A 23,075-nucleotide genomic window follows, 5' to 3' on the forward strand; every position below is an offset into this window, starting at 1 on the left:
CCCGCCCCGTCCGGCTAGTTCGCTACGCTCTCAAGTCTCCCGGCCCTCCCTCCTTCTCTGTCCACTTATACTGGCGCCTAACAGCCATTTACGCGATGCTAAGGCAGCCCTGCCAGAAGCGGATTCGCCAAAAGAATCGGAACATTACCAAGTGGACGCGCGCATCTTCCTCGCTTCGGGCTTCGTCGCCCTTGCCGCCATCGCCGGCGTGCTGATCGTCGCGTCCGAGCCCGACAAGCCCGCCCCCGCCTCGCTGGCCGAAGCAAAGCTGGCGCAGCCCGCGCCAAAGCCTGCAGCAAAACCGCCGGTCCCCGCGAAGGACGAGCCCTTCGTCATCAAGCGCATCCTGCCGATCAAGGGCGCGATCAAATATGGCGAATGGCACTGGAACGAGCATGACGTGCCCCCCGGCCCGATCGTCGTCACCGTGGACCTCGATGCCCGCGTGATCTCGGTCTTCCGCGGCGGCTACGAGATCGGCGCGGCGGCGGTACTGCTGGGCACCGCGGACAAGCCGACCCCCCTGGGGATCTTCCCGATCACCCAGAAGGACAAGGACCACGTCTCCAACATCTACACCGGCGCGCCGATGCCCTACATGCAGCGCCTGACCAACGACGGCATCACCCTGCACGGCTCCGACGTGGCGCTGGGCTATGCCAGCCACGGCTGCGTGGGCATGCCCGACGCCTTCGCCGCGAAGCTGTTCGACACCACGAAGATCGGCGACAAGGTCTATATCACCAAGGGCAAGCAGGTCGGCATGGGCGACAGCCTGGTCGGGGGTTAACCCGTCCGCTTCGGCGCGCGCACCGGCGCCCTGGCAAAGCTCCACCCGCCCGCGTTGGGCCGCGCCACCAGCTTGCCGATAGAGGCCGGCTGGCCCTGCGAAAGGCCATCGACCAATCGCGCGATCGCCCCGCCCCGCGCATCCTCGCCGTCGAGTTCGCGCACGATCCGCGCGACCACCCGCAAGGCCACCGCGCGCGGCGCCTGCGGGCGGTACTTGAGGCCCATCGGCTCCTTCGTCACGCAGGATCGCCATTCGAGAGCCGCCATCCAGTCGAGCGCAGCATCGGCTTCGGCGATATGGGCGGCACTCTGAGCGATGGCGGCAACATCGAGCCAGTCGGCCTCTGCCAGCGCCTTGCGGATACGCACCCGATCGAAGCGATCGTTGGCGTTGCTCGGGTCCTGCGCGGCCACGAGCCCCGCCGCTTCCACGACCACACCCAGTTCGGCGCGCCGCCAGTTGAGCACCGGGCGCAACAGCAGCAAGTCCGCGTCAGGCACCCTGCTCCGCCCGCGCGCACCGGCAAGCCCCGCAACCCCGCTGGCCCGGTTAAGCCGCATCAGCAGCGTCTCGGCCTGATCGTCGGCATGATGCGCGGTTGCCAGAGCGGCCAGGCCCCGCTCCGCCGCCCATCCCGCCATGGCTTCATAGCGCGCAAGCCGCGCCTCGGCCTGCACGTTGCCGGGCGCGACGTTCACCGCCAGCGTTGCGTGAGGTATTGCCAGACCAGCACAGATGCGAGCGACTTCCTCCGCCTCGCTGGCACTTTCGGGACGCAGGCCATGGTCAACGGTCGCCGCTTCCACCCGCCCCGGCAGCGCCGCATGGGCAAGCAGCAACAGGCCAAGGCTGTCCGGCCCACCGGACACGGCGACGCCCAGACGTGCCGCCCCGTCCTCGATCCGGTCAGCCCAGATCGCGGACAAGCCGACGCGAAAGCGGTCTATCTCAGTTGCAGGCAAGTCCATTGCGCGTGGTGCTGTAGATGCCCGCCAGTCGTCCAGCCGCCTCGGCGGCATACGTTTCGCTGAATTCGGCCAGCGCGATACAGGCGCGCTTGGTGTCCTTGAGCTGCTTCATCGAGACGGCGAGATACAACAGGCTGTCCGAGGCGCGATCGCCACGCTTGTCGGTCTGGAAATTCTGCAGGAACCATTTTGCCGCCTCGCCCGGGTTGCCGTCGTCCAGGTAAGCGCGGCCCAGCAGGTTGCGGCCGAAGCTGGCGCGCGCATGCTTGGGATACTTCTCGAGGTAGAGCTTCAGCTGCTGCTGCGCCTCGGGATAATACTTGGCTTCCCAAAGACGGAAGCCATAGCTGTATTCGTCTTCGCCCGGATCGCCGCTCTGTGGCTTGACGATGGCCTTGACCCCATCGATCCGCGAGTTCGAAGGCGCCGTCGGCTTGGGAGCGGTCGCTACGGGTGCAGTCGTCGGACGCGGCGTGGCTGCCACGGGCGTCGGCAGCGGCGCCGGCCCGGAGATTGAAGGTCCGGAAACAGCAGGCCCGGACGCTACAGGAGCAGTCGCCCCGGGGCCGGGCACGAAATCGGACTGGACCGGAGCCGCCGCCGCCAGCTTGGCTTCGAGCTGGCCGATGCGGTTGGTGTTCTGTTCGACTTGCGCGGTCAGCTGCGCCATCCGCGCCTCGACGGCGTCCATCCGCGTGAGAACGTCGGAAAGCGGCGTGGTCGAGGGCGCGCCGGGCGTCGGGGTCGGCGTGGGAGCGGCGTTGATCTGGGGCTCGAAGAACTTGCCGTCGGCTCCGGGGAAGACCTTGCGCTGCAGGGCGCGCACTTCGGCCTCTACCTTGTTGAGCCGCAAGTTGGTGTTGGCATCCTGCGCAATGGCCGGAGCCGCGCCGAACAGGACCGATGCCAGCGCCGCCGTGGCCAGCCATTGCGCGCGGGCGGTGCCGCCGATTGCGCCAAGGGTACGTTTCATCGCCAAATCATCTCCATGCCGGGACCATCATTACCCGAACCATGGCCGCGCCATGGCAGCGGTGGGTGAAACCGGGGATTAACCAATGGACCGAGTACGGTGTTGCCCGAGCCGCCCCCGCCTGTCGAGGCGCGGGCGGTCGGAAAGTCGTGGAAAGCGGCCTCTCCAGGCGCTTACTACCCTGGACGTTTACTGCGCAGTCGGAGGTAGCAGCGATTCCGGTGTCGGCACTTCGGCGGGTTCGCGCTGGGCGGCATTAGCCGCAGGACGCGGAACCGGGCGGCGGGTGGGCACTATGGCAGGCGCGCGCGTCGCGACCGGAGCCGGGGAAATGGCCGCGGCAGGGCCAGCAGCGGGCGAGACGCCCGCGCCGCCCGGAACCGCCGAACCGGCACCCCGGGCGAGAAGGTCGGCAGGCGCCAGCGAGACGCCGGAAACGAGGCGCGGCTCGGCCGAAAGCGGCGGGATCGCCTTTCCACCAACGGTGATCTGCAAGGCATCGGGGCGCCCGGTGCGCAACTGCAGCCCGGTAACGCCAGCCGGCACAGCCCAATTCTCGCCCTTTGCGAGTTCCTTCTGCAACACCTGGTCGCCCTCGGCATCCGTCACCTTGACCCAGACCCTGTCTCCTGTCGCGGTCAGCACAACCGGACCGGCGGCGGGAACCGGGGGCGGCACGGCGGGTGGCGCTGCCTTGGGCGCAGCCGGAACCGCAGCCTGCTCCGCGACCAGATCGGGAAGCTGGCCTTCCGGCGAGAGGAAATTGCTCCAGAACAACAGGAGTGCACCGACCACGACCACGATACCTACCGCCGCCGCCCATGCGAGGCCCCGCGTCGGAACACGCGCAGGGTCGCCCGGCTCGAAACTCGGCGCATATTCGACGCGCTCACCTGCATCGTGATCGAGCTGTTCGCGCACTTTGGCAGCGATCATCCGCTCGTCGAGCCCGATGGCGCGCGCGTAAGTACGTGCGAAACCCACCGCATAAGTACGTGCGGCCAGATCGCCGAGACGGTCCTCCTCCAGCGCGATCAGGTGGCGTTCGGCGATCTTGGTCTGCGACGCGATGTCCGCGCGGCTCTTGCCCAGCGCTTCACGGCCCGCACGAAGCTGACTTCCGACGCTCTGCGGTCCACGCGCAAGACCCTGGGTTTCGACGTTTTCCAATTCCGCTCCGTTCGGCGTGGTAAATGCGACCTGATCGGCGCCTAACCAAACCGTCTGACCGGATAATGTCAATCAGGCCCTACCTGTTCCGGTCAAAATTATAGGGCAAAATCATCATCCCGCCCCGGCCGAGCCCAAAGCAGGGCTTCAGATCAGTCGATCGCAATGTCCCGCTCCGCCGCCCACGCGGTCATCACAGCGCGTAAATCGGCCGGAGGTGCCGCAAGCCAGCCCTCCATGGCCGCCGTGATCGCGGGCAGATCGACCTTGCCGACAAGCTCCTTGATCGGGCCTACCGCTGCCGGGGTGATCGACAGGCGCCGGACGCCGAGGCCCAGCAGCGCCAGCGCCTCAAGCCGCCGCCCGCCCATTTCGCCGCAGACGCTGATATCGACCGACGTGCCCTCCAGAGTGCGCACGACACGGCGCAGGAAGCGCAGGATCGCCGGGCTCAGCCAGTCGTAGCGCTCGGCCAGCTTGGGGTTCGAGCGGTCGGCCGCGAAGAGGAACTGCGTGAGGTCGTTCGTGCCGATCGACAGGAACGCGATCTTCGGCGCCAGCAGGTCCAGCTGTTCAGCCAGCGAGGGCACTTCCAGCATCACGCCGTAGCGGATGGCCTCGGGCAGCACCTTCTTCTGGCGGCGCAGATAGGCGAGCTGACCGTCGAACACGGCCTTTGCGGCGTCGAATTCCCAGGGTTCTGCAACCATCGGGAACATCACGTTGAGCGGCCGCCCGGCCGCCGCTTCCAGCAGCGCGCGGGCCTGCGCCTTGAGCAGCGCGTCGCGCTCCAGCGCCACGCGCAGCGCGCGCCAGCCCATCGCGGGGTTCTCCTCTCCCTCGCCGTCGTCGTGGCGCAAGTAGGGGAGCGTCTTGTCGCCGCCGATGTCGACCGTGCGGAACACGACCGGGCGATCGCCGGCGGCATCCATGACGTCGCGGTAGAGGCGCGTCTGCTTCTCACGCTGTGGCAGCGTGGCGGAAACGAGGAACTGGAACTCGGTGCGGAAAAGGCCGATGCCGTCCGCGCCGGTCAGGTTGAGGTTGGCGACGTCGTCACGCAGCCCCGCGTTGATCATCACCTTGATGCGCGTGCCGTCGAGCGTGGTCGCAGCCACGTCGCGCATGCCCGCATAGACGGCCTGACGTTCGCGGTTCTTCGCAAAGCGCGCCTCGAACGCCTCGACCACGCCGGGCGAGGGGCGCACCATCGTCGTGCCCTGATCGGCGTCGAGCAGCAGCGGATCGCCTTCGCGCACGATGCCGCGCAGGCCCCGCACGCGGCCGAGCACCGGGATGCCCATCGCCCGCGCGACGATGACGACGTGGCTGGTGAGCGAGCCTTCCTCGAGGATCACGCCCTTGAGCCGCCGCTTGTCGTATTCCAGCAGTTCCGCCGGACCAAGGTTGCGCGCGATCAGGATCGCATCGTTTCGCAGCCCCATCGAAGCCGCCGTACCGATCTGGCCCGAGACGATCCGCAGCAGGCGGTTCGCCAGGTCCTCGAGGTCGTGCATGCGGTCCGCCAGGAGCGGGTCGTCGATCTGGCGCATGCGCATGCGAGTGCGCTGCTGCACGCGCTCGATCGCCGCTTCCGCCGTCAGGCCACTGTCGATCGCCTCGTTGATGCGGCGCGTCCAGCCTTCGTCGTAGGCGAACATGCGGTAGGTCTCGAGCACCTCGTCATGCTCGCCGCCCATGCCGAACTCGGCCTGATTGGCCATCCGGTCGATCTGTTCGCGCATGCGGTCGAAGGCGAGGATGACGCGCTGGCGCTCGGCCTCGGTATCCTCGGCAACGATGTGCTCGATGGTGACACGCGGCTGGTGGTAGACGGCGACGCCCGATGCGAGGCCCTTCACCAGCGTCAGGCCGCGCATCTGCTCCGGCCCGGTCTGGGCGGCAGTGAGCGCGCGCGCATCTTCCTCGTCGATGAGGTCGGCATTGACAATGAGTTCGGACAGAACCATCGCCACCGTCTGCAGCGCCTCGATCTCGACCTCTTCGTAGCGGCGCGGCTCGACGTGCTGGACGCAGAGCGCGCCGACCGCGCGTTCGCGGCGGACGATGGGGACGCCGGCGAAGGAGTGGAACTTGTCCTCGCCCGTTTCCGGGCGATACATGAAGTCGGGATGCGCGGCGGCTTCGGCGAGGTTCAGCGTCTCGATCCGGTCGGCGATGGAGCCCACCAGACCTTCGCCCACCGCCATGCGGGTGACGTGGACCGCCTCCTGCGCAAGACCGCGCGTGGCGAAGAGTTCGAGCATTCCCTCACGCAGCAGATAGATCGAGCAGACCTCGCTATCGAGGCACTCGCCTATCACTTCCACCACGTTGTTGAGCTTGGTCTGCGCATTGCTGCGCGAGGCCATCACCTCGTGAAGGCTCGTGAGAATGGTTCGGGCTGCTTCGACGGCTCCGCTGGTCATTCTTCTGGCGTAACGCAAAGTCATGGCTTTGGGAACGCAGCGGATGCCGTCGATTCAGCTTATGCGGGTGATATCGGGAATTACCCGGTTGTCCGGTGGAATTCTCCGCGCTCAGGACCCTCTACAAGACTGAAGATCGGCGATCAGAACCGCCCGATCTCCTCCTTGATGCGAAGCTTGCGCTTCTTGAGAGACTGGACGACCGCGGCATCAGGGATCGGGCGGCTCAATTCCTCGTGGATCTGCCGTTCGATACCGGCATGCTTGAGCTGCAGAGCGCTGACGTGCGAATTATCCATTGGACGTTCCTCCTTATAGGGGCCGGACCCTTGCCTTACGGCAAACTGCGAACGGTGCTCTCGTAAGAGCCATGACGAGCGACCTGATCGGGCGACTCGACACTGGTGGGCCGGCGCAAAAACCAAGGAACCACATCTGGAGCACCTTGCGAAGACCTCTCTTGCTTCATATCGGTGAAGTGCGTGAATCATGCGTTCGGCAGGATTCGGTCCCGCCAGTGCACAGGCTTGATACTTAAGGAATTCCGGCGTGACCGAAGAGGAAATGCGCAAGCGCCTCGAAATCCTGAAAGTCGAACATCGCGACCTGGACGCGGCGATCGATGCTTTGATGAACGCGGGTGGCGGCGGCGACATGCTGCAGATCGCGCGACTCAAGAAGCGCAAGCTGCGCCTCAAGGACCAGATCGCGCAGATCGAGGACTACCTGATCCCCGACATCATCGCATGATCGCATGATCGCTCAATCCTCCCTGTTCCGTAGGAATGGGGAGGTGGCAGTCGCAAAGCGACTGACGGAGGGGTTTTCTTCCCCTCCACCACCGCTTCGCGGCGGTCCCCCTCCCCATCGCTGCGCGACAGGGAGGATTTACCCCGTTTCCTAACGATCGGGATTAACTTTCATTCACCCTCCCGCCGTGCCGTTCAGGGACAGCGCGATATTTGCCCGGGATTATCGACTCGCCCCGCTTGCCGCCGATTCGACGGTAAGAAATACGAAGGGCCATGTCGAAACCGGCGACCATCAATCCGCGCATCGTCGAGGCGCTCTACTGCGAGGCGCTCGTCCTGTCCGACGAAGTGCGCGCGGCGTTCACGTTGTCCGGGCGGATCGACGGAGATCCCGGCCGTGTCGCCCTCTCCAGCGAAGGGCTGCGCACCACCACGCGGATGATGCACGCGATCGCCTGGCTACTTAACCACCGCGCTTATTTCATCGGCGAGATCAGTGACTTGCAGCTACGCCGCCATGGCCGCCTGTCGCCCGCGATGCGCCAGTCGGACCCTGCGCATGCCCTTCTGCTGGAGCCCGCCACCGCCCGACTCGTCGAGGCGACGCGGGTGTTCTACGACCGCCTGCTGCGCCTCGACCAGTTCTGGCGGCTGACCACACCCGCGGCTTTCGGCGCGATCGAGCACTTGCGTGAACGGATCGAGACGGAGGTTGCGACCGGCACCTAACGGCACTCAACGGTGCCATAACCGCCCTCAAGGTCGACACGGCGCTTCATCCACCCCATATCGCGCCCATGAACGCTGCTGCAGAGATCGACCGGCCCTACACGGTGGCCGAAACCATCGGCCCGCTGGTCCGCCGAGTGCTGGCGCGCAACCCCTCGCCCTTCACTTTCACCGGTACCCAGACGTATCTGGTAGGCACCGATGGCGAAGTGGCCGTCATCGATCCCGGCCCGGACGAGGCCGAGCATCTGGGCGCGCTGATGGCGGCGATCGGCGGTGACAAGGTGGTGGCGATCTGCTGCACTCATACCCACCGCGACCACTCGCCCGCCGCGGCCCCCCTCGCCGCGCTGACCGGCGCGCCGATCGTCGGCTGCGCGCCGCTGGTGCTGAGCGACGACGGCCCGCGCGCCGACGCCTCGTTCGATGCGAACTACGCGCCCGACCGCGTGCTCGCCGACGGCGAGGTGGTTACGGGCAAAGGCTGGACCCTGCGCGCGGTCACGACGCCGGGGCACACTTCCAACCACTTGTGCTTCGCGCTGGAGGAAACCGGCGCGCTGTTCACCGGCGATCATGTCATGGGATGGTCCACCAGCGTCGTCTCCCCGCCCGACGGCGACATGACCGCCTACATGGAAAGCCTCGCCCGCCTCTACGAGCGCGAACAGGACGTGGTCTACTACCCCGCCCACGGCCCGGAAGTGACAAAGCCGCGCCAGCTCGTGCGCGGGATGATCGGCCACCGCCGCCAGCGCGAGCGGCAGATCCTGCGCCAGATCGAATCGGGCGTGACCACCATCGCCGCGATGGTTCCGCTGATGTACAAGGGCGTCGACGAAAGGCTCTGGCCCGCCGCTGGGCGTTCGGTCCTGGCCCACCTCCTCGATCTGGAAAAACGCGGCATTACAACGCGCCGCGAAGACCAATGGACGCTGATCGCCGCGAATTAGGCGTTCATCGACAAGTATTGTCGCAATAACACTTAACACGGTATTATCCACCGCCATCGAAAGGTGGAGGGTAATTCATGGCAACCGCAGCGCAGGTTTCGCGCGTCTCGTTCTGGGCGAAGATGACGATCGGGCTCAGCCTGTTCATCGTCTTCGCCTTTGCACAATTCGGTCTGCGCGGCTTCGTGCCCGTTACGCAAGTGCCGGTAATCTTTCATGTCCATGGCGTGGTCATGCTCGGCTGGCTCGCCCTCGTGACGACGCAGGCGCTGCTGGGCAACGGCAGCGGGCTGGAACTGCACCGACGACTTGGCTGGGCGAGTGCAGTCATGCTGCCCACCATCGCCGTGCTGACCAGCCTGACCTGCTTCGCCGGACTTCGCACCGGCATGTTCCCTCCGTTCTTCCCGCCGGCCTATTTTCTCGCGCTGATCCATGTCTCGATGCTGATCTTCGTGATGATGGTCGGCGGCGCCGTTGCGCTGCGCGGCCGTGCGGACTGGCACAAGCGGCTGATCCTGGGCTCCACCATCCTCATCATGGACCCTGCGCTCGGCCGGGTCCTGCCGATGCCTTTCATCATGCCCTGGGGCGAGTGGCTGTCGATGGCGATCCAGCTTGGCATGGTCGCGCTGATCGTGCGGCACGACCGGCGCACGATAGGCCGGGTCCATCCTGCCACCGTGACCGTCGCGCTGGCGGTGGTGCTGGCGCATGTCCTTGTCGAGCTGCTGGCGATCACGCCGCCGTGGGTCGCGTTCGCGGCGCAATTCGCGGGATAGATGTCCAGCTGTCCTCCCTGTCGCGCAGCGATGGGGAGGGGGACCGCCCGCATAGCGGGTGGTGGAGGGGGAGCCCCCTCCGTCAGCCCTGCGGGCTGCCACCTCCCCATTCCTGCGGAACAGGGAGGAAGACGACGGCCGCGATCTGCGAAAATTCCGCTTGGGTCCGCGCCTTCCCGTCCCTAGATAGACCCCGCCCGCAGCAAGGTTCGGGCGAGGATGTACAGGAACGACCATGACCGTAATGCCCGCCGACCTCTCAGGCATCGACGTGCGCGCCGAAATCGAGCGCCTGCGCAAGGAGCGCAATGCGGTCATCCTCGCCCATTACTACCAGAAGCCCGAGCTTCAGGACCTTGCCGACTTCGTGGGCGACAGCCTCGAACTGAGCCGCAAGGCGGCGGAAACCGATGCCGACGTCATCGCCTTTTGCGGCGTGAAGTTCATGGCCGACACCGCCAAGATCCTCTCCCCGAACAAGATCGTCGTGCTGCCCGATCTCAACGCCGGGTGCAGCCTGGAAGATTCCTGCCCGCCGGAGAAGTTCAAGGCGTTCCGCGAGGCGCACCCCGATCACATCGCGCTGACCTACATCAACTGCTCGACCGAGGTTAAGGCGCTGTCCGACGTCATCGTCACCAGCTCCAGCGCCGAGACGATCCTGCAGCAGATCCCGCTCGACCAGAAGATCATCTTCGGCCCCGACCGTCACCTCGGCGGCTACCTCGCGCGCAAATTCAACCGCGAGATGCTGCTGTGGCCGGGCGTGTGCATCGTGCACGAGGCGTTCAGCGAGACCGAACTGCTGAAACTGCGCGCCGAGCATCCCAATGCGCCGATCGCCGCGCACCCTGAATGCCCGCCGCACATCGTCGATCATGCGGACTACGTCGGCTCGACCAGTGGCATCCTGCAGTATGCGAAGACCATGCCCGGCGACACGCTGATCGTGGCGACCGAGCCGCACATCATCCACCAGATGCAGCTCTCGATCCCGAACAAGACCTTCATCGGCGCGCCCGGTGCGGACGGCAACTGCAACTGCAACATCTGCCCCTACATGGCGCTCAACAACCTCGAGAAGCTGTACATCGCGCTGCGTGACCTGTCCCCGCGCGTCGAGATCGAGGAGCCGCTGCGTCTGGCGGCGAAGAAGAGCCTCGACCGCATGCTGGAGATGGCCAGCGGGACGATCGGCAAGGGCGACCTGGGCGCGCGTTGAGGGCTTCGTCGTCCCGCCTGAAGCGCGATGACCCAACCCTTCGTCATTGCGAGCGCAGCGAAGCAATCCAGGGCGGTGTAAGACTGCTCTGGATTGCTTCGCTGCGCTCGCAATGACGATTCAAGGTAAGGCATCACTCTAAAGACAAGCCACCGGTCCCAGATCAAGTCCGGGACGACGACTGGCGAAACCTCTTCGCGCTTCCTATGTTGTATGGGAACGAACCGGGGAGCCCTGAAACTTGCGTGATGTCCTCATCCTGAGGAAACTGAAGGTCTGGTGCCTGCTGCTGCTGGCCGCCGTCTTCGCGCACGCGCTGATCCCGATCGAGGCCCGCGCCTCCGGCTCGGCATTCAGCCCTTCCACGGTCGAGGTATCGACCGGCCACTCCCTGCGTGTGGCTGCCGTGCGCAAGCTCGCCCCCCAGCGTGACCCGCTCGGCAGGGGGATGTTGCTCGCCTCCTCTTCCCAGGACCGGGAAGCACGGGACGCCCGCGCCTGCCCTGCCCCGGCCGGAGCCTCCGGCCCGCCCGGCTGGCGCTGCGCGCTGTCGCAGCCCAGAGCCCCGCCCTTCGCCTGACACGCCGCCGGATCGCAATACCGATCCGACAGTTTCAGCAAGGCCGGAGCGGCGCATTCCAGCGCGTCCCGGCAGCGAAGCACGGGACATCCAATGCCTCATCACACTCCCCTGATCGGCACCATCGTCGCCGGTCTGGTGATCGCCTTCTTCATGGGGGCGCTCGCCCACCGCCTGCGGGTTTCCCCCATCGCAGGCTACCTTCTCGCCGGCGTCATGGTCGGCCCCTTCACGCCCGGCTTCGTCGCCGATGCCGGGCTCGCACAGGAACTCGCCGAGATCGGCGTGATTCTCCTCATGTTCGGCGTCGGCCTGCATTTCTCGCTGCGAGACCTGCTGGCGGTGAAGAACATCGCCATCCCCGGCGCACTGGTGCAGATCGCCGTCGCCACCCTGCTGGGCATCGGCATCGGCTACATGATGGGCTGGGACCTTGCCGCCGGCTTCGTCTTCGGCCTCGCGCTCTCGGTGGCGAGTACCGTGGTCCTGCTGCGCGCGCTGCAGAGCCGCAACCTCGTCGAGACCGAGCGCGGCCGCATCGCCGTCGGCTGGCTGATCGTCGAGGATCTCGTCATGGTCCTCGCGCTGGTGCTGCTGCCTGCGCTGGCCTCGGGCCTCTCGGGAGGCGACGGCGCGGCAAGCCTGCCATGGGTGATCTCGACGACGTTGCTGAAAGTCGCGGGCTTCGTGGCGCTGATGCTGATCGTCGGGCGCCGCGTGCTGCCCTGGGCGCTGCACTGGGTGGTCCACACCGGATCGCGCGAGCTGTTCCGCCTTGCCGTCCTTGCGGTGGCTCTCGGCGTGGCGTTCGGGGCGGCCTATGCCTTCGACGTCAGCTTTGCGCTGGGTGCCTTCTTCGCAGGCATGATCCTGGGCGAAACCCAGCTGTCCCGCCGCGCCGCCGAGGAAACGCTGCCCTTGCGCGACGCTTTCGCGGTGCTGTTCTTCGTCTCGGTGGGCATGCTGTTCGACCCCTCGGTGGTGACCGAGCAGCCGATTCCGCTGCTGGTCACGGTGCTGACGATCGTGGTCGGCAAGTCGCTGGCGGCCTGGCTGATCGTGCGCGCCTTCGGCTACGAGAACGACAAGGCGCTGACGATCTCCGCCAGCCTTGCGCAGATCGGCGAGTTCTCGTTCATCCTCGCCGGGCTGGGCGCCGGGCTGGGGCTGCTGCCCGAGGCCGGGCGCGACCTCATCCTGGCAGGCGCGATCATCTCGATCTTCCTCAACCCCTTCATCTTCAACTTCGCGGTGGGCAGCACCGGTTCGGTGAAGAAACAGATGGAGGAGCAGGCCGAACAGGCGGAGATCGAGCACGAGAAAAAGCGCGAGGAGCACGTCATCCTCGTCGGCTACGGCCGCGTCGGCAAGCTGGTGGCGCACGGCCTGCGCGCCACCCCGACCGCCGTGCTGCTGATCGAAGCGCAGAGCGATCTCGCCCGCGAGGCCCGCGCCGAGGGCTTCGAGGTCGTCACCGGCAACGCGGTGGAGCCCGATGTCCTGAGGGAAGCCGGCATCGAGCGCGCCAACCGCATGCTCATCGCCATCCCCGAAGGCTTCGAGGCGGGCGCGATCTGCGAGGCCGCCCGCAAGCTGCGCCCCGACCTCTCGGTGATCGCCCGCGCCCACTCGGACGCGCAGTTCGCGCATCTCGTGGAGCACGGCTGCGACAAGGTGGTGCTGGGCGAGCGGGAGATCGCACGGCAGATGCTCGAACTGATCGGCGCCAGCGCCAGCCGCATCGCCGCCGTACCGGACGTGAAGTCGGCATGAGGGCGAGGAGAAAACCGCCCGGCTGGTTCAAGTGGGCGGTCTGGGGCGGGATCGTGCTGGCCGTCGCCGTCCCCACCGCCTGCGTGATGAACCACGGGGAGGTGCCGGGCTACGGCGCCTTCCCGTCATTGCCGCACTGAAACGAGACAGGTTTGGGTCGACGTTCTCGCCGTCATCAAAGGCAGTCGTAGTCTAGGCGAGCACTCCGGCTGCCTGCGCCATGACCTTGCGCACCATCTCCGGTTCGGCCTCGATAACCGTGAGATAGGCGCGCACGGCGGGTGGCGGCATGTGGCGAGCCAGTTCGTACTGGCGCAAGTTGGCGAGCGGAATGCCATAAGCCGCCGAGAACTGCGCCTGGTCCAAGCCAAGGCGATGCCGCAGAATGCGAAACCGCCGTCCGATATGGGCGCGTTCCAGCCCGGCTACACTGACGTCAAAATCCTCGGGATCGTTGGGATCAGCCGGAATTGCGATCGTAGTCTCTTTGTTCACCAGCATTGCTCCGTCGAACAGATATCAGCCTGACCCGATCGTCTCTCAAGACGTACACGACCGTGAACAACTTACCGTCCACCAATCCCACCGCCTTGTAGCGATCTTCGCCATCGACCAAGCGAAACGAAGGTAAAACCTCATGCCGCGTATCCTCGAAAATCCGCATCCCGAACGCCAGCCGCAAGCCGTGCTTGACCAGATTGGCCTCGTCCTTGGCGGGGTCGAACGCGAACTCCATCGCCCGTGACTATGGGCACCGCATATAACACGGGAAATTAAACCCCGTCCATCCGGCGACTTACCCAGCCGCCGCGGCCCGTGCCCACGCGACGATCGCGCCGGGCGGCATCGCACCGGACTTGCGCGCGATCTCCCGGCCCTTGTGCATCAGAACGAGGGTCGGGATGGACTGGATGCCGTAGTGCCCGGCAATCGCCCCTTCCGCCTCGGTGTCGAGCTTGCCGAGGCGCATCTCGGGCTCCAGCTGCGCCGCCGCCGCCGCGAAGGCCGGAGCCATCTGGCGGCAGGGACCGCACCACGCGGCCCAGAAGTCGACCAGCAGCGGCAGGTCGCTGCGGATCGCATGAGCATCGAAATTCGCTGTGGTCAGGGTGACCGGCGCCCCGGCGAAGAGGGCCGCCCTGCACTTGCCGCATGTCCCGCCGGCGCCCAGCCGTTCGACCGGCACCCGGTTCGACGTCGTGCAGCTGGGGCAAACGACGATTCTGTTATCGGACATGGACACGTCTCCTCACCATCGATGTAGGAGCGCGCGACTCAGACCGCCACTTCGCGCCACTCGCCCGGCGCGATGCCATCGAGAGTCCAGTCCCCGATGCGCCAGCGTACGAGGCGCAAGGTCGGGTGGCCCACGGCGGCGGTCATGCGGCGGACCTGCCGGTTACGGCCTTCGCGCAAGGTCAGTTCGATCCAGCAGTCCGGCACCGTCTTGCGGAAGCGCACCGGCGGATTGCGCGGCCACAGGTCGGGCGTGTCGATGCGGCGGGCATCAGCGGGCAGCGTCGGGCCGTCGTTCAGCGTGACACCCTTGCACAGCGTTTGGATCGCGGCCTCGTCCGGCTCTCCCTCGACTTGCACGAGATAGGTCTTGGGCGTCTTGTAGCGCGGGTTCGAGATACGCGCCTGCAGGCGGCCGTCGTCGGTCAGCAGCAACAGCCCCTCACTGTCGCGGTCGAGCCGCCCGGCGGGGTAGACGCCGGGCACCTTCACGAAGTCCGACAGCGTCGCGCGCGGGCTGGGAGACTTGAGGTCGGTGAACTGCGGCAGCACGTCGAACGGCTTGTTGAGCAGGATCAGGCGGGTCATGCGATCAGTCCTTCGCGGGCTTGTCTGCGGCGCGCGCCATCGCCAGCGCCACGGCGAGCAACACCATGCCGACCACGTCGATCGTGCCCAGCGTCTCTCCGAAAGCGAGCCAGCCAACAGTGGCCGCCAGCGCCGGCTGCGCCATCAGCGCGAGGCCGATCACCAGCGGTGTGAAATGGCGCAGCGAGTAGATCAGGAAACCCTGCCCGATCAGCTGGCTCGACAGCGCGAGCGCGACCAGCGGCGTCCAGTCGCGCGGCATGATGACTTCGCCCAGCAGCACCGCGGCGAGCAGCATCACCGGCACGCTCGCGGCGGTCGAGACGGCGAGCAGCGAATATTGCCCCCTGCCCTGCCGCACGCCGTTCAGCATGATGAGATAGACCGCGTAGAAGGCTCCGCCGAGCAGGCAGAACAAGTCTCCGACGAGGTTCGTGCGGCTGATCTCCAGCGATCCGCCCATCAGCAGGCCCGCTCCCGCCAGCGCGGCGAGGATGGCGCTGACTTCCAGCACGCGCGGCGCGCGCCGGGCGGTGGCAAGACCCCAGACCATCACGATCAGACTGCCCGAATTGCCGAACAGCGAGGCATTGCCCACCTTTGTCCGCACGATGCCGAAATGCCAGGCGGCCAGGTCCAGGGCAAAGAACACCCCCGCCGCCATGACCAGCGCGATCACCCCCGGCGACATCCTGCGCTGCACCGCAGGCTCACGTCCGGCGAGCAGCACGAGCACCGGCAGCGCGAGGGTCAGGCGCCAGAATCCGGCGGCGACCGGCCCGGTATCGGCAAGCCGCACCAGCCATGCCCCCAGCGCCAGCGCGACGTTGGCGGCCAGCAGCGCGAGGAGATGGCGCGCGGTCCAGTCATGGCCGGGTCGGACTTCGGGGACGGACAGGGCGGGAGCAGTGCTCATGGCCCGCGTCCTAGCGGCATGGCGCGGGCGGCGCACCTGCTTATTGGCGCGCCGCCCGGATCGTCAACAAAGCAGGATCAATTCGGCAACTGCGCCGTCTCTTCCCCCCGCGTCTTCCACAGCGACCAGCCCACGCCGCCCGCGATCAGCGCCAGCGTGATGCCAAGGCTGGCGAGCGGCGGGAATTTGGCGCCGCCCAGCGCAAAGTCGGCGATCAGGATCTTGCCGCCGATGAACACCAGCACCAGCGCGAGCGCATACTTCAGGTAGTGGAAGCGATGCACCATCGCCGCCAGCGCGAAGTAGAGCGCGCGCAGGCCCAGGATCGCCATGATGTTCGAGGTGTAGACGATGAAGGTGTCGGTCGTGATCGAGAAGATCGCCGGCACCGAATCGATCGCGAAGACCAGGTCGGCCAGGTTGATCACCACCAGCGCCAGGAACAGCGGCGTCGCTGCCCAGACGAGGTGGCCCTTCGCGTTGGCCTCCTTCACGAAGAAGTGCTCGGCGTGGTGCTGCTTGGTCACGCGCATGTGGCGCGAGATCCAGCGGATCGCGGCGTTGTTGCCGATGTCCGGGTCATGGTCGCTGGTGAACAGCATCTTGATCCCGGTGAAGATCAGGAAGGCGGCGAACAGGTACATGACCCAGTGGGCATGGGCGACCAGCGCCGCGCCGCCCGCGATCATAGCCCCTCGCAGCACGATGACGGCAAGGATGCCCCACAGGAGCGCGCGGTACTGGTACTTGGGGTGGATCGCGAAGTAGCCGAAGATCATCGATATGACGAAGACGTTGTCGATCGAGAGCGCCTTCTCGATGAAGTAGCCCGTGTAGTAGTCGATCGCGGGCGCGGAGCCCTTGGCCCACCAGATCCACGCGCCGAAGATCATGGCGATGCCGATGTAGAACACCGACAGTTTCAGCGATTCGGCGATGCCCATCTCCTTGTCGTCCTTATGCAGGACGCCGAGGTCGAAGGCGGTGAGCAGCAGCACGACGGCCGCGAACGAAAGCCAGAACCAGGCGGGCGTGCCCAGCCAGTCGGCGAAGAGAAATTCCATGATGACGTGCCCTGTTCAGGGGGAAACGGAGGCGCCGGCGCGCAGGATCGGGGGAGGAAAGCGCGCCGGCGCGCGGGTTACAGGCTGGCGAGTGCGCGCGCGGGCGGCAGCAGCCGCGCCATCCTGTCCCTGAGCCTGGTTTTCCGTTTCATCAGCCGGGCGACCTCCAACGGGTCCCTGTGGCGGCCTGTCTTCATGCGGCGGATCGCGGCGTCGAGCTTCTGGTGCAGCTCTAGCAGGCGGAACATGCGTTCGGTCATTATCGTATCCCTATCGAACGGGTTGAAGTTCGATCGGATGAGCGGCGCTGGGGTTGCGTAAGAAAACAATGCTGAACCTGCACCGGTATCACCCGATGCGGTCCGACATCACGAGGCGTGAGGGAAATTCCCGATCACGCCGCGCCAGAGGGGCCCGGCCCGCAAAGGCTCTAATACGACCGAATCGCTCCGAGTTCAACCCATCGATCCTCCGTGTCGCGCAGCGATGGGGAGGTGGCAGTCGCGAAGCGACTGACGGAGGGGGGAACCCGCACGCCCCTCCCCCTCCACCACCGCCTACGGCGGCGGTCCCCCTCCCCATCGCTGCGCGACAGGGAGGATTGCCTCTGCCTCAAAATCCGATATTAATGTGATATCACTTTTAGAGGGGTGCCACCGATGTCCGATTCGCATCTGCCCATCAACGCCAGCCGGGAGAGCATCGCCTCGACCCGGAGCGGCTACCTGATGCTCATAGTGTTCCTGGCGCTGCTCGTGGCGATCGTGTTCTGCGTCGTCACGCTTGCCAGCGGTGATCCGGGACCGGGCACGGTGCTGGGCTTCCTCGCCTTCATCCTCCCGGCGGTGATCATGAACGTTCTGATCCTCAGCGGCTTTTACATGATCCAGCCCAACCAGGCCGCTGCCGTCACCCTGTTCGGCAGCTACAAGGGCACCGATCGCACCCCCGGCCTGCGCTGGGTCTGGCCGTGGATGGGCAAGACGAAAATCTCGGCCCGCGCCAACAACGTCGTCTCGGAAAAGCTCAAGGTGAACGACCTTCGCGGCAACCCGATCGAGATCGCCACCAACGTCGTCTGGCGCGTCGCCGACACCGCCCAGGCGCTCTACGACGTGGACGACTACAAGGCCTTCGTGAACGTCCAGATCGAGGCCGCCGTGCGCTCGATCGGATCGCGCTACGCCTATGACGACGTCGAGGATGCCGAGATCACCCTGCGTGGCAGCCACGAGCAGGTGAATGCCGAACTGCGCACCGAACTGATCGCCCGCCTGCAGGTGGCGGGCATCACGGTGGACGAGTGCGGCCTCACTCACCTCGCCTACGCGCCAGAGATCGCCGGGGCCATGCTGCGCCGCCAGCAGGCCGAGGCCGTCATCGGCGCGCGGCGCAAGCTGGTGGAGGGCGCGGTGTCGATGGTCGAGATGGCGCTGGCGCAGCTCTCGGAAAAGAACGTGGTCGAACTCGACGACGAGCGCCGCGCGGCGATGGTTTCGAACCTGATGGTCGTGCTCTGCGGCGAGCGGGATACCCAGCCCGTCGTCAACACCGGCACGCTCTACTCGTAACGACCCCATGGCGTCTCCCGGCAAGAAGGCGTTCGCGCTCCGTCTCGATCCGGCGCTCTACGCGGCGCTGGAGCGGACGGCGGCGGCGGACTTGCGCTCGGTGAACGCCGAAGTCGAAGTGCTGCTGCGCGAGGCCCTCGCCCGGCGCGGCGTCAAGGTCGAGGCGGGCGAACCGGCAAGGCGCGGACGTCCGCCGAAGGATGGAGACTGATCATGCTGCACAAGCTGTTCGAGAATGATCCGTGGTTCGCCCCCAAGCGCTACGGCTACGGCGCGGGGCTGCCGATCGCGTGGCAGGGGTGGGCGCTGCTGGCGGCCTACCTCGCCATTATCGTCGGGATCGCGCTGCCGGGGACCGGCGGCACGCTGGGCGCCCGGACCGCGTCCTTCGTCGGCGTGCTGCTGGTGACGGGCGTGTTCATGGTGATCGCCGCGCGCCACACGCGCGGCGGCTGGAAGTGGCGCTGGGGCGGGGATTGAGGCGGTCCGTCGTCCCGGACTTGATCCGGGACCGCTGGCCGTGAACAGCCCATCTGTCGGCGCGCGCCGCCGGGGCTTCGACAAGCTCAGCCTGAGCGGAATTTAAAGACCTGCTCTCAAAACCGCTCAGCCTGAGCTTGTCGAAGCCCTGGCCGATAACGCCCGCCTAAAGACAGCCAGCGGTCCCGGATCAAGTCCGGGACGACGTGGAACATTACAACTTCGCGAAAACCGCCACCATCGCCTTCCACGCCCGGTCCGCCTCGCCCGGATCGTAGGCAGGCGAATCCGGCACGCACCAGCCGTGGTCGGCGGCGTAGACCTCCACCTCAGCCGGACGCTTCGCCGCATCGGCGGCCTTGCGCAGTTCGGTCTTCACCTCGGGCTGCTTGGCGTCGTCGTTGCGGGCAATGGCGAGGATGTAGCTCGCCTGCGTCTTGCCCAGAACCCTGTGCGGACTGTCGGGCGCCTCGGTCACCAGCCCCGCACCGTGGAGCGACACCGCCGCCTTCACCCGCCCCGGCACCGCCGCCGCCGTGCGCACGGTGAACGGCCCGCCCATGCAGTAGCCGTTGCTGCCGATCCCGCGCTTCGTATCCACCGCGTCCTGCGTGTCGAGGAACGCCACATAGGCCGTCGCATCGCGCGTGACAGCCTCGGACGTGAGCATCGCGCGCATCGGGCCGACTTTCGCCTGACCTTCAGGCGTGCGGTACTCGGCGAAGCTCTTCATCACCGGCGCCGGGCCCGAGCGGTAGTAGGGGTTCACCACCAGGACCGCATAGCCCTGCGCGGCGAGATTGCGGGCCATGATCTTCTTGGCATCACGCAGGCCCGCAATGTCGGGCCACATCACGATGCCGGGATGCTTGCCCCCACCCGCTTTATGGCCCGGATGGACGAAGAACGCATCGCACACGCCGTCCGCCGTGGTGATCGAAACCATGCGCTCGGTCAGTTCGCCGCCGCTCTCCGCCGCCACCGCTCCGCACCCGGTCAGCGCAAGTCCGGCACCCAGCACCGAGAACGCGCGGCGGTCCAAGCGGCTGAAGTCGTCGGCGGTATAGTCGTCACACATGGGCTGGCCTTTCGCTGCTTTCCCGGCAGCCTAGCAGAGCTTCGCGCGACCTCAATCGCCGTTGAAGTTGAGTTCCAGGTTCACGGCATTGGGATCGGCGAGGAACAGTTGCCTGAGGCCGATGTGCGTCAGATCGTTGAACCGGTAGTCGAGGCCGAGTTCGTCCAGCTTCGCGCGGGTCTCCTCGAAGCCGCTGCAGCGCAAGGCGACGTGATGGAAACCGTTGGTTGATTCGCCCGGCAGGTAATCGTCGTAGCGCCCCGGAGCGGTGGTGCGATCGACGAGGTGAATGATCGGCAGCCCCCCTGCGTCGCGCATCCAGTAGCCCGCCGTGCCCGCGCGGATCGAGGGGTTTTCGCTGCGGATCAGGCCCAGTACGCGTTCGTAGAACGTGGCGGTGCCTTCGAGGTCGTCGGTCAGGATGTTGACGTGATCGATGCCGCTGACCTGCATGGTGCTCTCCCATTGTTGGGCAGGGATTAACCCACCCCTGCCCCCTCCCGCAAGCGGGAGGGGAATGCGAAACCTGCGCATAGCCCTCCCGCTCGCGGGAGGGCCGGGAGGCTTGAGAGCGAAGCGAACTAGCCGGACGGGGTGGGCCTCAGCTCCGGAACACCACCGTCCGCGCTCCGTTCAGCAGCACCCGGTCCTCCAGATGCAGCCGCACCGCCTCGGCCAGCACGCGGCGTTCGATGTCGCGACCCTTGCGGACCATGTCCTCGGGCGTGTCGGAGTGCGTCACCGGCTCCACGTCCTGATGGATGATCGGCCCTTCGTCGAGGTCGGCGGTCACGTAATGCGCGGTCGCCCCGATCATCTTCACCCCGCGCGCGTGCGCCTGGTGATAGGGCTTGGCGCCCTTGAAGCCGGGCAGGAAGGAGTGGTGGATGTTGATGCAGCGCCCCGACAGGAATGCCGCCATCTCGTCCGAGAGGATCTGCATGTAGCGCGCCAGCACCACCAGTTCCGCCCGCGTCTCGTCGACGATGGCGCGGATCTGCGCTTCCTGCGCGGCCTTCTCGCCCTTGGCCATCGGCAGGTGATGGAAGGGAATGTCCCCCAGCATCAGCGTGTTGATCGCCTCGCGCGGGTGGTTGGAGACGACGCCGACGATCTCCATCGCGATCTCGCCGATGCGGTGGCGATAGAGCAGGTCCGCCAGGCAATGGTCGAACTTGCTGACCAGCAGCAGGACGCGGCGCGGCCGGTCGCGGCGCTGCATCGACCAGGCCATGCCGTATTCGTGCGCGATCGGACCGAAGCCTTCGCGGATATCCTCGCGGTCCGTGGCGCCCGGATCGAAGGCCACGCGCATGAAGAACCGGCCCTGCTCGAGATCGTCGAACTGCTGCGCCTCGGTGATGTTGGCGCCCATCTGCGCGAGATAGCCCGTCACCCGGGCGACGATGCCCGGACGGTCGGCACACGAAAAGGCGAGGATCAGCGGCTCGGCCATACCCTTGCCCCTTACGCCGCGACGGCGCCGCGATTGGTCAGCGCGGCCTCGCTCTCGGCCATGAGCGCGGCGATGATCTCGGCCACCGGCTCCTCCTTGCCGACCATGCCGACCGACTGGCCCGCCATGATCGAGCCGCTCTCGACGTCGCCGTCGATGACCGCGCGGCGCAGCGCGCCTGCCCAGAAGTGCTCGATCTTGAGCTGCGCCTCGCCCATGTCGACCTCGCCCGCGTCCAGCAGGCGCGCGACTTCGATCTGCTTGGCGGTGAATTCCTCGGTGCCCTTGTTCTTGAGCGCGCGCACGGGGATTACCGGCAGGCGCGGATCGACCTGCACCGATGCCACCGCATCGCGGGCCGAGGCTCGGAAGAACGCCTTCTTGAACGCTTCATGGGCGATCGATTCGCTCGCGCAGGCGAAGCGGGTGCCGAGCTGCACGCCGGCCGCGCCCATTTCGAGGTATCCGGCGATCGCCTCGCCCCGGCCGATGCCGCCCGCGACGAACACGAGGTTGTCCGCGGCTAGGCTCGGCAGGATTTCCTGCGCCAGCACCGAGGTGGAGACGGGGCCGATGTGGCCGCCCGCTTCCGAACCCTCGATCACCAGCGCGTCCGCGCCCGAGCGCAGCAGTTTCTTGCCCAGCGCCAGCGTGGGCGCGAAGCAGATGACCTTGGCGCCATTGGCCTTGATCGCCTCGACGCTGCCCTTGGGCGGAATTCCGCCCGCAAGCACCACATGCGTCACGCCATGCTTCGCGCAGACGTCGATCAGGTCGAACAGCATCGGGTGCATGGTGATGAGGTTCACGCCGAAGGGCTTGGACGTCAGCGCCTTGGTGGCGGCGATCTCGGTGTCGAGCAGTTCCGGGGTCATCGCTCCGCAGGCGATCACGCCGAAGCCGCCTGCGTTGCTGATCGCGGAGACGAGGTTGCGCTCGGAAACCCAGGACATGGCGCCGCACAGGATGGCGGTCTCGGTGCCGAGGAATTCGCAGCCGCGCGCCATCAGCGCGGAAGTCTTGGTGTAGGCGGTCATGAAATTCCCATAGCCCGGATTCTTGTTCAGCCGTGCGCCATAGGGTGACGAGCCGCACCAGACAAGCGGCGAGCGACGGAACCAAATGGCGACAAGTTCGTTCAGGTGAGGCACAGTTACATGGAAATCAGGGGGTCATTTCCAACATGCAACACGACGACGAACCGCTGAATGCCGCAGCCACGACACCGTCGGGCCCGGAAGCGGTCGCCGCGCAGGGCGTAACGATCGACGAACATCTGTTCGAGGACATTCTGGATCTCGAAGGCGCGTTGCGGTTGAGTACGCAGGCCACCGCCGGTCTCGGCGCCCCGCGCGCCACGGAAATCGTGATGCTCGGCCGCAAGTTGCGCGAACCTTCAGCCGCGAAGATGCAGGTCCTTGCCGATGAAGTGCGCAAGGCCACGCAGGCCGGTGATCTGGCGCGGGTCCGCGAGTGCCATCTGCGCGTCATCGACACACTGGTTTCGCTGCGCACGACGTGCTGGGCCGTAAAATCCGAAGAATAGATCAAGTTTCATCGAG

29 protein-coding genes are annotated in these 23,075 nt (G+C 66.4%); 13 read left to right on the forward strand and 16 right to left on the reverse strand.

Features of this window, described 5'->3' with window-relative positions:
* Positions 1 to 151: 151 nt before the first annotated feature.
* Positions 152 to 790: a L,D-transpeptidase family protein gene (locus PKE80_RS07975; protein ID WP_271182012.1), complete on the forward strand. Its 639-nt coding sequence runs from the start codon at positions 152 to 154 to the stop codon at positions 788 to 790.
* Here PKE80_RS07975 and tilS read toward each other — a convergent pair.
* From tilS to PKE80_RS08000, 5 genes are all read right to left on the reverse strand, one after another.
* Positions 787 to 1,761: a tRNA lysidine(34) synthetase TilS gene (gene tilS / locus PKE80_RS07980; protein ID WP_271182013.1), complete on the reverse strand. Its 975-nt coding sequence runs from the start codon at positions 1,759 to 1,761 to the stop codon at positions 787 to 789. The two genes, PKE80_RS07975 and tilS, sit on opposite strands and share 4 nt — an antisense overlap.
* Positions 1,742 to 2,734 (reverse strand): tol-pal system YbgF family protein, encoded by a 993-nt coding sequence (locus PKE80_RS07985; protein WP_271182014.1) that lies wholly within the window; start codon positions 2,732 to 2,734, stop codon positions 1,742 to 1,744. The genes tilS and PKE80_RS07985 overlap by 20 nt, the downstream gene beginning before the upstream one ends.
* Positions 2,735 to 2,923: 189 nt before the next feature.
* Positions 2,924 to 3,904 carry a helix-turn-helix domain-containing protein gene (locus tag PKE80_RS07990; RefSeq protein ID WP_271182015.1) on the reverse strand — a complete coding sequence of 327 codons (981 nt, stop codon included), beginning with the start codon at positions 3,902 to 3,904 and terminating at the stop codon, positions 2,924 to 2,926.
* Between the two features lie 152 nt (positions 3,905 to 4,056).
* Entirely contained in the window at positions 4,057 to 6,333 is a 2,277-nt protein-coding gene (gene ptsP / locus PKE80_RS07995) for a phosphoenolpyruvate--protein phosphotransferase (RefSeq protein WP_271182016.1), read from the reverse strand.
* Between the two features lie 143 nt (positions 6,334 to 6,476).
* Positions 6,477 to 6,632: a YdcH family protein gene (locus PKE80_RS08000; protein WP_008833012.1), complete on the reverse strand. Its 156-nt coding sequence runs from the start codon at positions 6,630 to 6,632 to the stop codon at positions 6,477 to 6,479.
* A 250-nt stretch (positions 6,633 to 6,882) separates the two neighbouring features.
* On the opposite strand from PKE80_RS08000, the gene PKE80_RS08005 reads away from it, so the two are divergent.
* From PKE80_RS08005 to PKE80_RS08040, 8 genes are all read left to right on the forward strand, one after another.
* On the forward strand, positions 6,883 to 7,083 hold the full coding sequence (locus tag PKE80_RS08005) for a YdcH family protein (protein WP_008833013.1): 201 nt from the start codon (positions 6,883 to 6,885) through the stop codon (positions 7,081 to 7,083).
* A 275-nt stretch (positions 7,084 to 7,358) separates the two neighbouring features.
* Positions 7,359 to 7,814: a DUF1465 family protein gene (locus tag PKE80_RS08010; RefSeq protein ID WP_008833014.1), complete on the forward strand. Its 456-nt coding sequence runs from the start codon at positions 7,359 to 7,361 to the stop codon at positions 7,812 to 7,814.
* A 68-nt stretch (positions 7,815 to 7,882) separates the two neighbouring features.
* Positions 7,883 to 8,767: an MBL fold metallo-hydrolase gene (locus PKE80_RS08015; RefSeq protein ID WP_271182017.1), complete on the forward strand. Its 885-nt coding sequence runs from the start codon at positions 7,883 to 7,885 to the stop codon at positions 8,765 to 8,767.
* Between the two features lie 77 nt (positions 8,768 to 8,844).
* Positions 8,845 to 9,549, forward strand: coding sequence for a hypothetical protein (locus tag PKE80_RS08020; RefSeq protein WP_271182018.1), 705 nt, complete (start codon positions 8,845 to 8,847; stop codon positions 9,547 to 9,549).
* 235 nt (positions 9,550 to 9,784) lie between these two features.
* Positions 9,785 to 10,771, forward strand: coding sequence for a quinolinate synthase NadA (nadA, locus tag PKE80_RS08025; RefSeq protein WP_008833588.1), 987 nt, complete (start codon positions 9,785 to 9,787; stop codon positions 10,769 to 10,771).
* A 241-nt stretch (positions 10,772 to 11,012) separates the two neighbouring features.
* Positions 11,013 to 11,351 carry a hypothetical protein gene (locus PKE80_RS08030; protein WP_271182019.1) on the forward strand — a complete coding sequence of 113 codons (339 nt, stop codon included), beginning with the start codon at positions 11,013 to 11,015 and terminating at the stop codon, positions 11,349 to 11,351.
* A gap of 93 nt (positions 11,352 to 11,444) precedes the next feature.
* The gene (ybaL, locus tag PKE80_RS08035; RefSeq protein WP_008833586.1) at positions 11,445 to 13,124 is read left to right on the forward strand and encodes a YbaL family putative K(+) efflux transporter; all 1,680 of its coding nucleotides are present in this window, start codon (positions 11,445 to 11,447) and stop codon (positions 13,122 to 13,124) included.
* A complete protein-coding gene (locus PKE80_RS08040) occupies positions 13,121 to 13,264 on the forward strand; it encodes a hypothetical protein (protein ID WP_155986379.1) in 144 nt (47 codons plus the stop codon). The genes ybaL and PKE80_RS08040 overlap by 4 nt, the downstream gene beginning before the upstream one ends.
* A 52-nt stretch (positions 13,265 to 13,316) precedes the next feature.
* Here PKE80_RS08040 and PKE80_RS08045 read toward each other — a convergent pair whose 3' ends face one another.
* The 7 genes from PKE80_RS08045 to PKE80_RS08075 all read right to left on the reverse strand — a co-directional run bounded on the left by PKE80_RS08045 (position 13,317) and on the right by PKE80_RS08075 (position 17,188).
* Positions 13,317 to 13,619, reverse strand: coding sequence for a helix-turn-helix domain-containing protein (locus PKE80_RS08045; protein WP_162177409.1), 303 nt, complete (start codon positions 13,617 to 13,619; stop codon positions 13,317 to 13,319).
* The gene (locus PKE80_RS08050) at positions 13,585 to 13,860 is read right to left on the reverse strand and encodes a BrnT family toxin (RefSeq protein ID WP_008833584.1); all 276 of its coding nucleotides are present in this window, start codon (positions 13,858 to 13,860) and stop codon (positions 13,585 to 13,587) included. Before PKE80_RS08050 ends, PKE80_RS08045 begins: the two co-directional genes overlap by 35 nt.
* 60 nt (positions 13,861 to 13,920) lie before the next feature.
* On the reverse strand, positions 13,921 to 14,361 hold the full coding sequence (trxC, locus tag PKE80_RS08055; protein WP_271182020.1) for a thioredoxin TrxC: 441 nt from the start codon (positions 14,359 to 14,361) through the stop codon (positions 13,921 to 13,923).
* A gap of 38 nt (positions 14,362 to 14,399) precedes the next feature.
* Positions 14,400 to 14,948 (reverse strand): pseudouridine synthase, encoded by a 549-nt coding sequence (locus PKE80_RS08060; protein ID WP_036528046.1) that lies wholly within the window; start codon positions 14,946 to 14,948, stop codon positions 14,400 to 14,402.
* A 4-nt stretch (positions 14,949 to 14,952) separates the two neighbouring features.
* Positions 14,953 to 15,864 carry a DMT family transporter gene (locus PKE80_RS08065; RefSeq protein WP_036528044.1) on the reverse strand — a complete coding sequence of 304 codons (912 nt, stop codon included), beginning with the start codon at positions 15,862 to 15,864 and terminating at the stop codon, positions 14,953 to 14,955.
* Between the two features lie 77 nt (positions 15,865 to 15,941).
* Positions 15,942 to 16,928, reverse strand: a complete 987-nt coding sequence (locus PKE80_RS08070) for a TerC family protein (protein WP_271182021.1) — start codon at positions 16,926 to 16,928, stop codon at positions 15,942 to 15,944.
* A 77-nt stretch (positions 16,929 to 17,005) separates the two neighbouring features.
* The gene (locus PKE80_RS08075) at positions 17,006 to 17,188 is read right to left on the reverse strand and encodes an HP1242/YdcH family protein (RefSeq protein ID WP_271182022.1); all 183 of its coding nucleotides are present in this window, start codon (positions 17,186 to 17,188) and stop codon (positions 17,006 to 17,008) included.
* Positions 17,189 to 17,587: 399 nt separating this feature from the next.
* Here PKE80_RS08075 and PKE80_RS08080 point away from each other — a divergent pair, with 399 nt between their 5' ends.
* From PKE80_RS08080 to PKE80_RS08090, 3 genes are read left to right on the forward strand one after another with little or no spacing between them, the layout of a single operon-like run.
* Positions 17,588 to 18,499 carry an SPFH domain-containing protein gene (locus PKE80_RS08080; RefSeq protein ID WP_271182023.1) on the forward strand — a complete coding sequence of 304 codons (912 nt, stop codon included), beginning with the start codon at positions 17,588 to 17,590 and terminating at the stop codon, positions 18,497 to 18,499.
* 7 nt (positions 18,500 to 18,506) lie between these two features.
* Positions 18,507 to 18,710, forward strand: coding sequence for a type II toxin-antitoxin system antitoxin (locus PKE80_RS08085; RefSeq protein WP_008832625.1), 204 nt, complete (start codon positions 18,507 to 18,509; stop codon positions 18,708 to 18,710).
* 2 nt (positions 18,711 to 18,712) lie between these two features.
* Positions 18,713 to 18,979 (forward strand): hypothetical protein, encoded by a 267-nt coding sequence (locus PKE80_RS08090; protein WP_008832624.1) that lies wholly within the window; start codon positions 18,713 to 18,715, stop codon positions 18,977 to 18,979.
* 214 nt (positions 18,980 to 19,193) lie between these two features.
* Here PKE80_RS08090 and PKE80_RS08095 read toward each other — a convergent pair whose 3' ends face one another.
* The 4 genes from PKE80_RS08095 to PKE80_RS08110 all read right to left on the reverse strand — a co-directional run bounded on the left by PKE80_RS08095 (position 19,194) and on the right by PKE80_RS08110 (position 22,550).
* Positions 19,194 to 20,057, reverse strand: coding sequence for a dienelactone hydrolase family protein (locus PKE80_RS08095; RefSeq protein WP_271182024.1), 864 nt, complete (start codon positions 20,055 to 20,057; stop codon positions 19,194 to 19,196).
* Positions 20,058 to 20,108: 51 nt separating this feature from the next.
* The gene (locus PKE80_RS08100) at positions 20,109 to 20,510 is read right to left on the reverse strand and encodes a VOC family protein (protein WP_211149709.1); all 402 of its coding nucleotides are present in this window, start codon (positions 20,508 to 20,510) and stop codon (positions 20,109 to 20,111) included.
* Between the two features lie 148 nt (positions 20,511 to 20,658).
* Positions 20,659 to 21,513 (reverse strand): formyltetrahydrofolate deformylase, encoded by an 855-nt coding sequence (gene purU, locus PKE80_RS08105; protein WP_271182025.1) that lies wholly within the window; start codon positions 21,511 to 21,513, stop codon positions 20,659 to 20,661.
* An 11-nt stretch (positions 21,514 to 21,524) separates the two neighbouring features.
* A complete protein-coding gene (locus PKE80_RS08110) occupies positions 21,525 to 22,550 on the reverse strand; it encodes an NAD(P)H-dependent flavin oxidoreductase (protein ID WP_271182026.1) in 1,026 nt (341 codons plus the stop codon).
* A 146-nt stretch (positions 22,551 to 22,696) separates the two neighbouring features.
* On the opposite strand from PKE80_RS08110, the gene PKE80_RS08115 reads away from it, so the two are divergent.
* Positions 22,697 to 23,059, forward strand: a complete 363-nt coding sequence (locus PKE80_RS08115) for a hypothetical protein (protein ID WP_271182027.1) — start codon at positions 22,697 to 22,699, stop codon at positions 23,057 to 23,059.
* Positions 23,060 to 23,075 lie beyond the last annotated feature (16 nt).

The sequence above is a fragment of the Novosphingobium resinovorum genome (genome assembly GCF_027922145.1).
Lineage (GTDB): Bacteria > Pseudomonadota > Alphaproteobacteria > Sphingomonadales > Sphingomonadaceae > Novosphingobium > Novosphingobium resinovorum.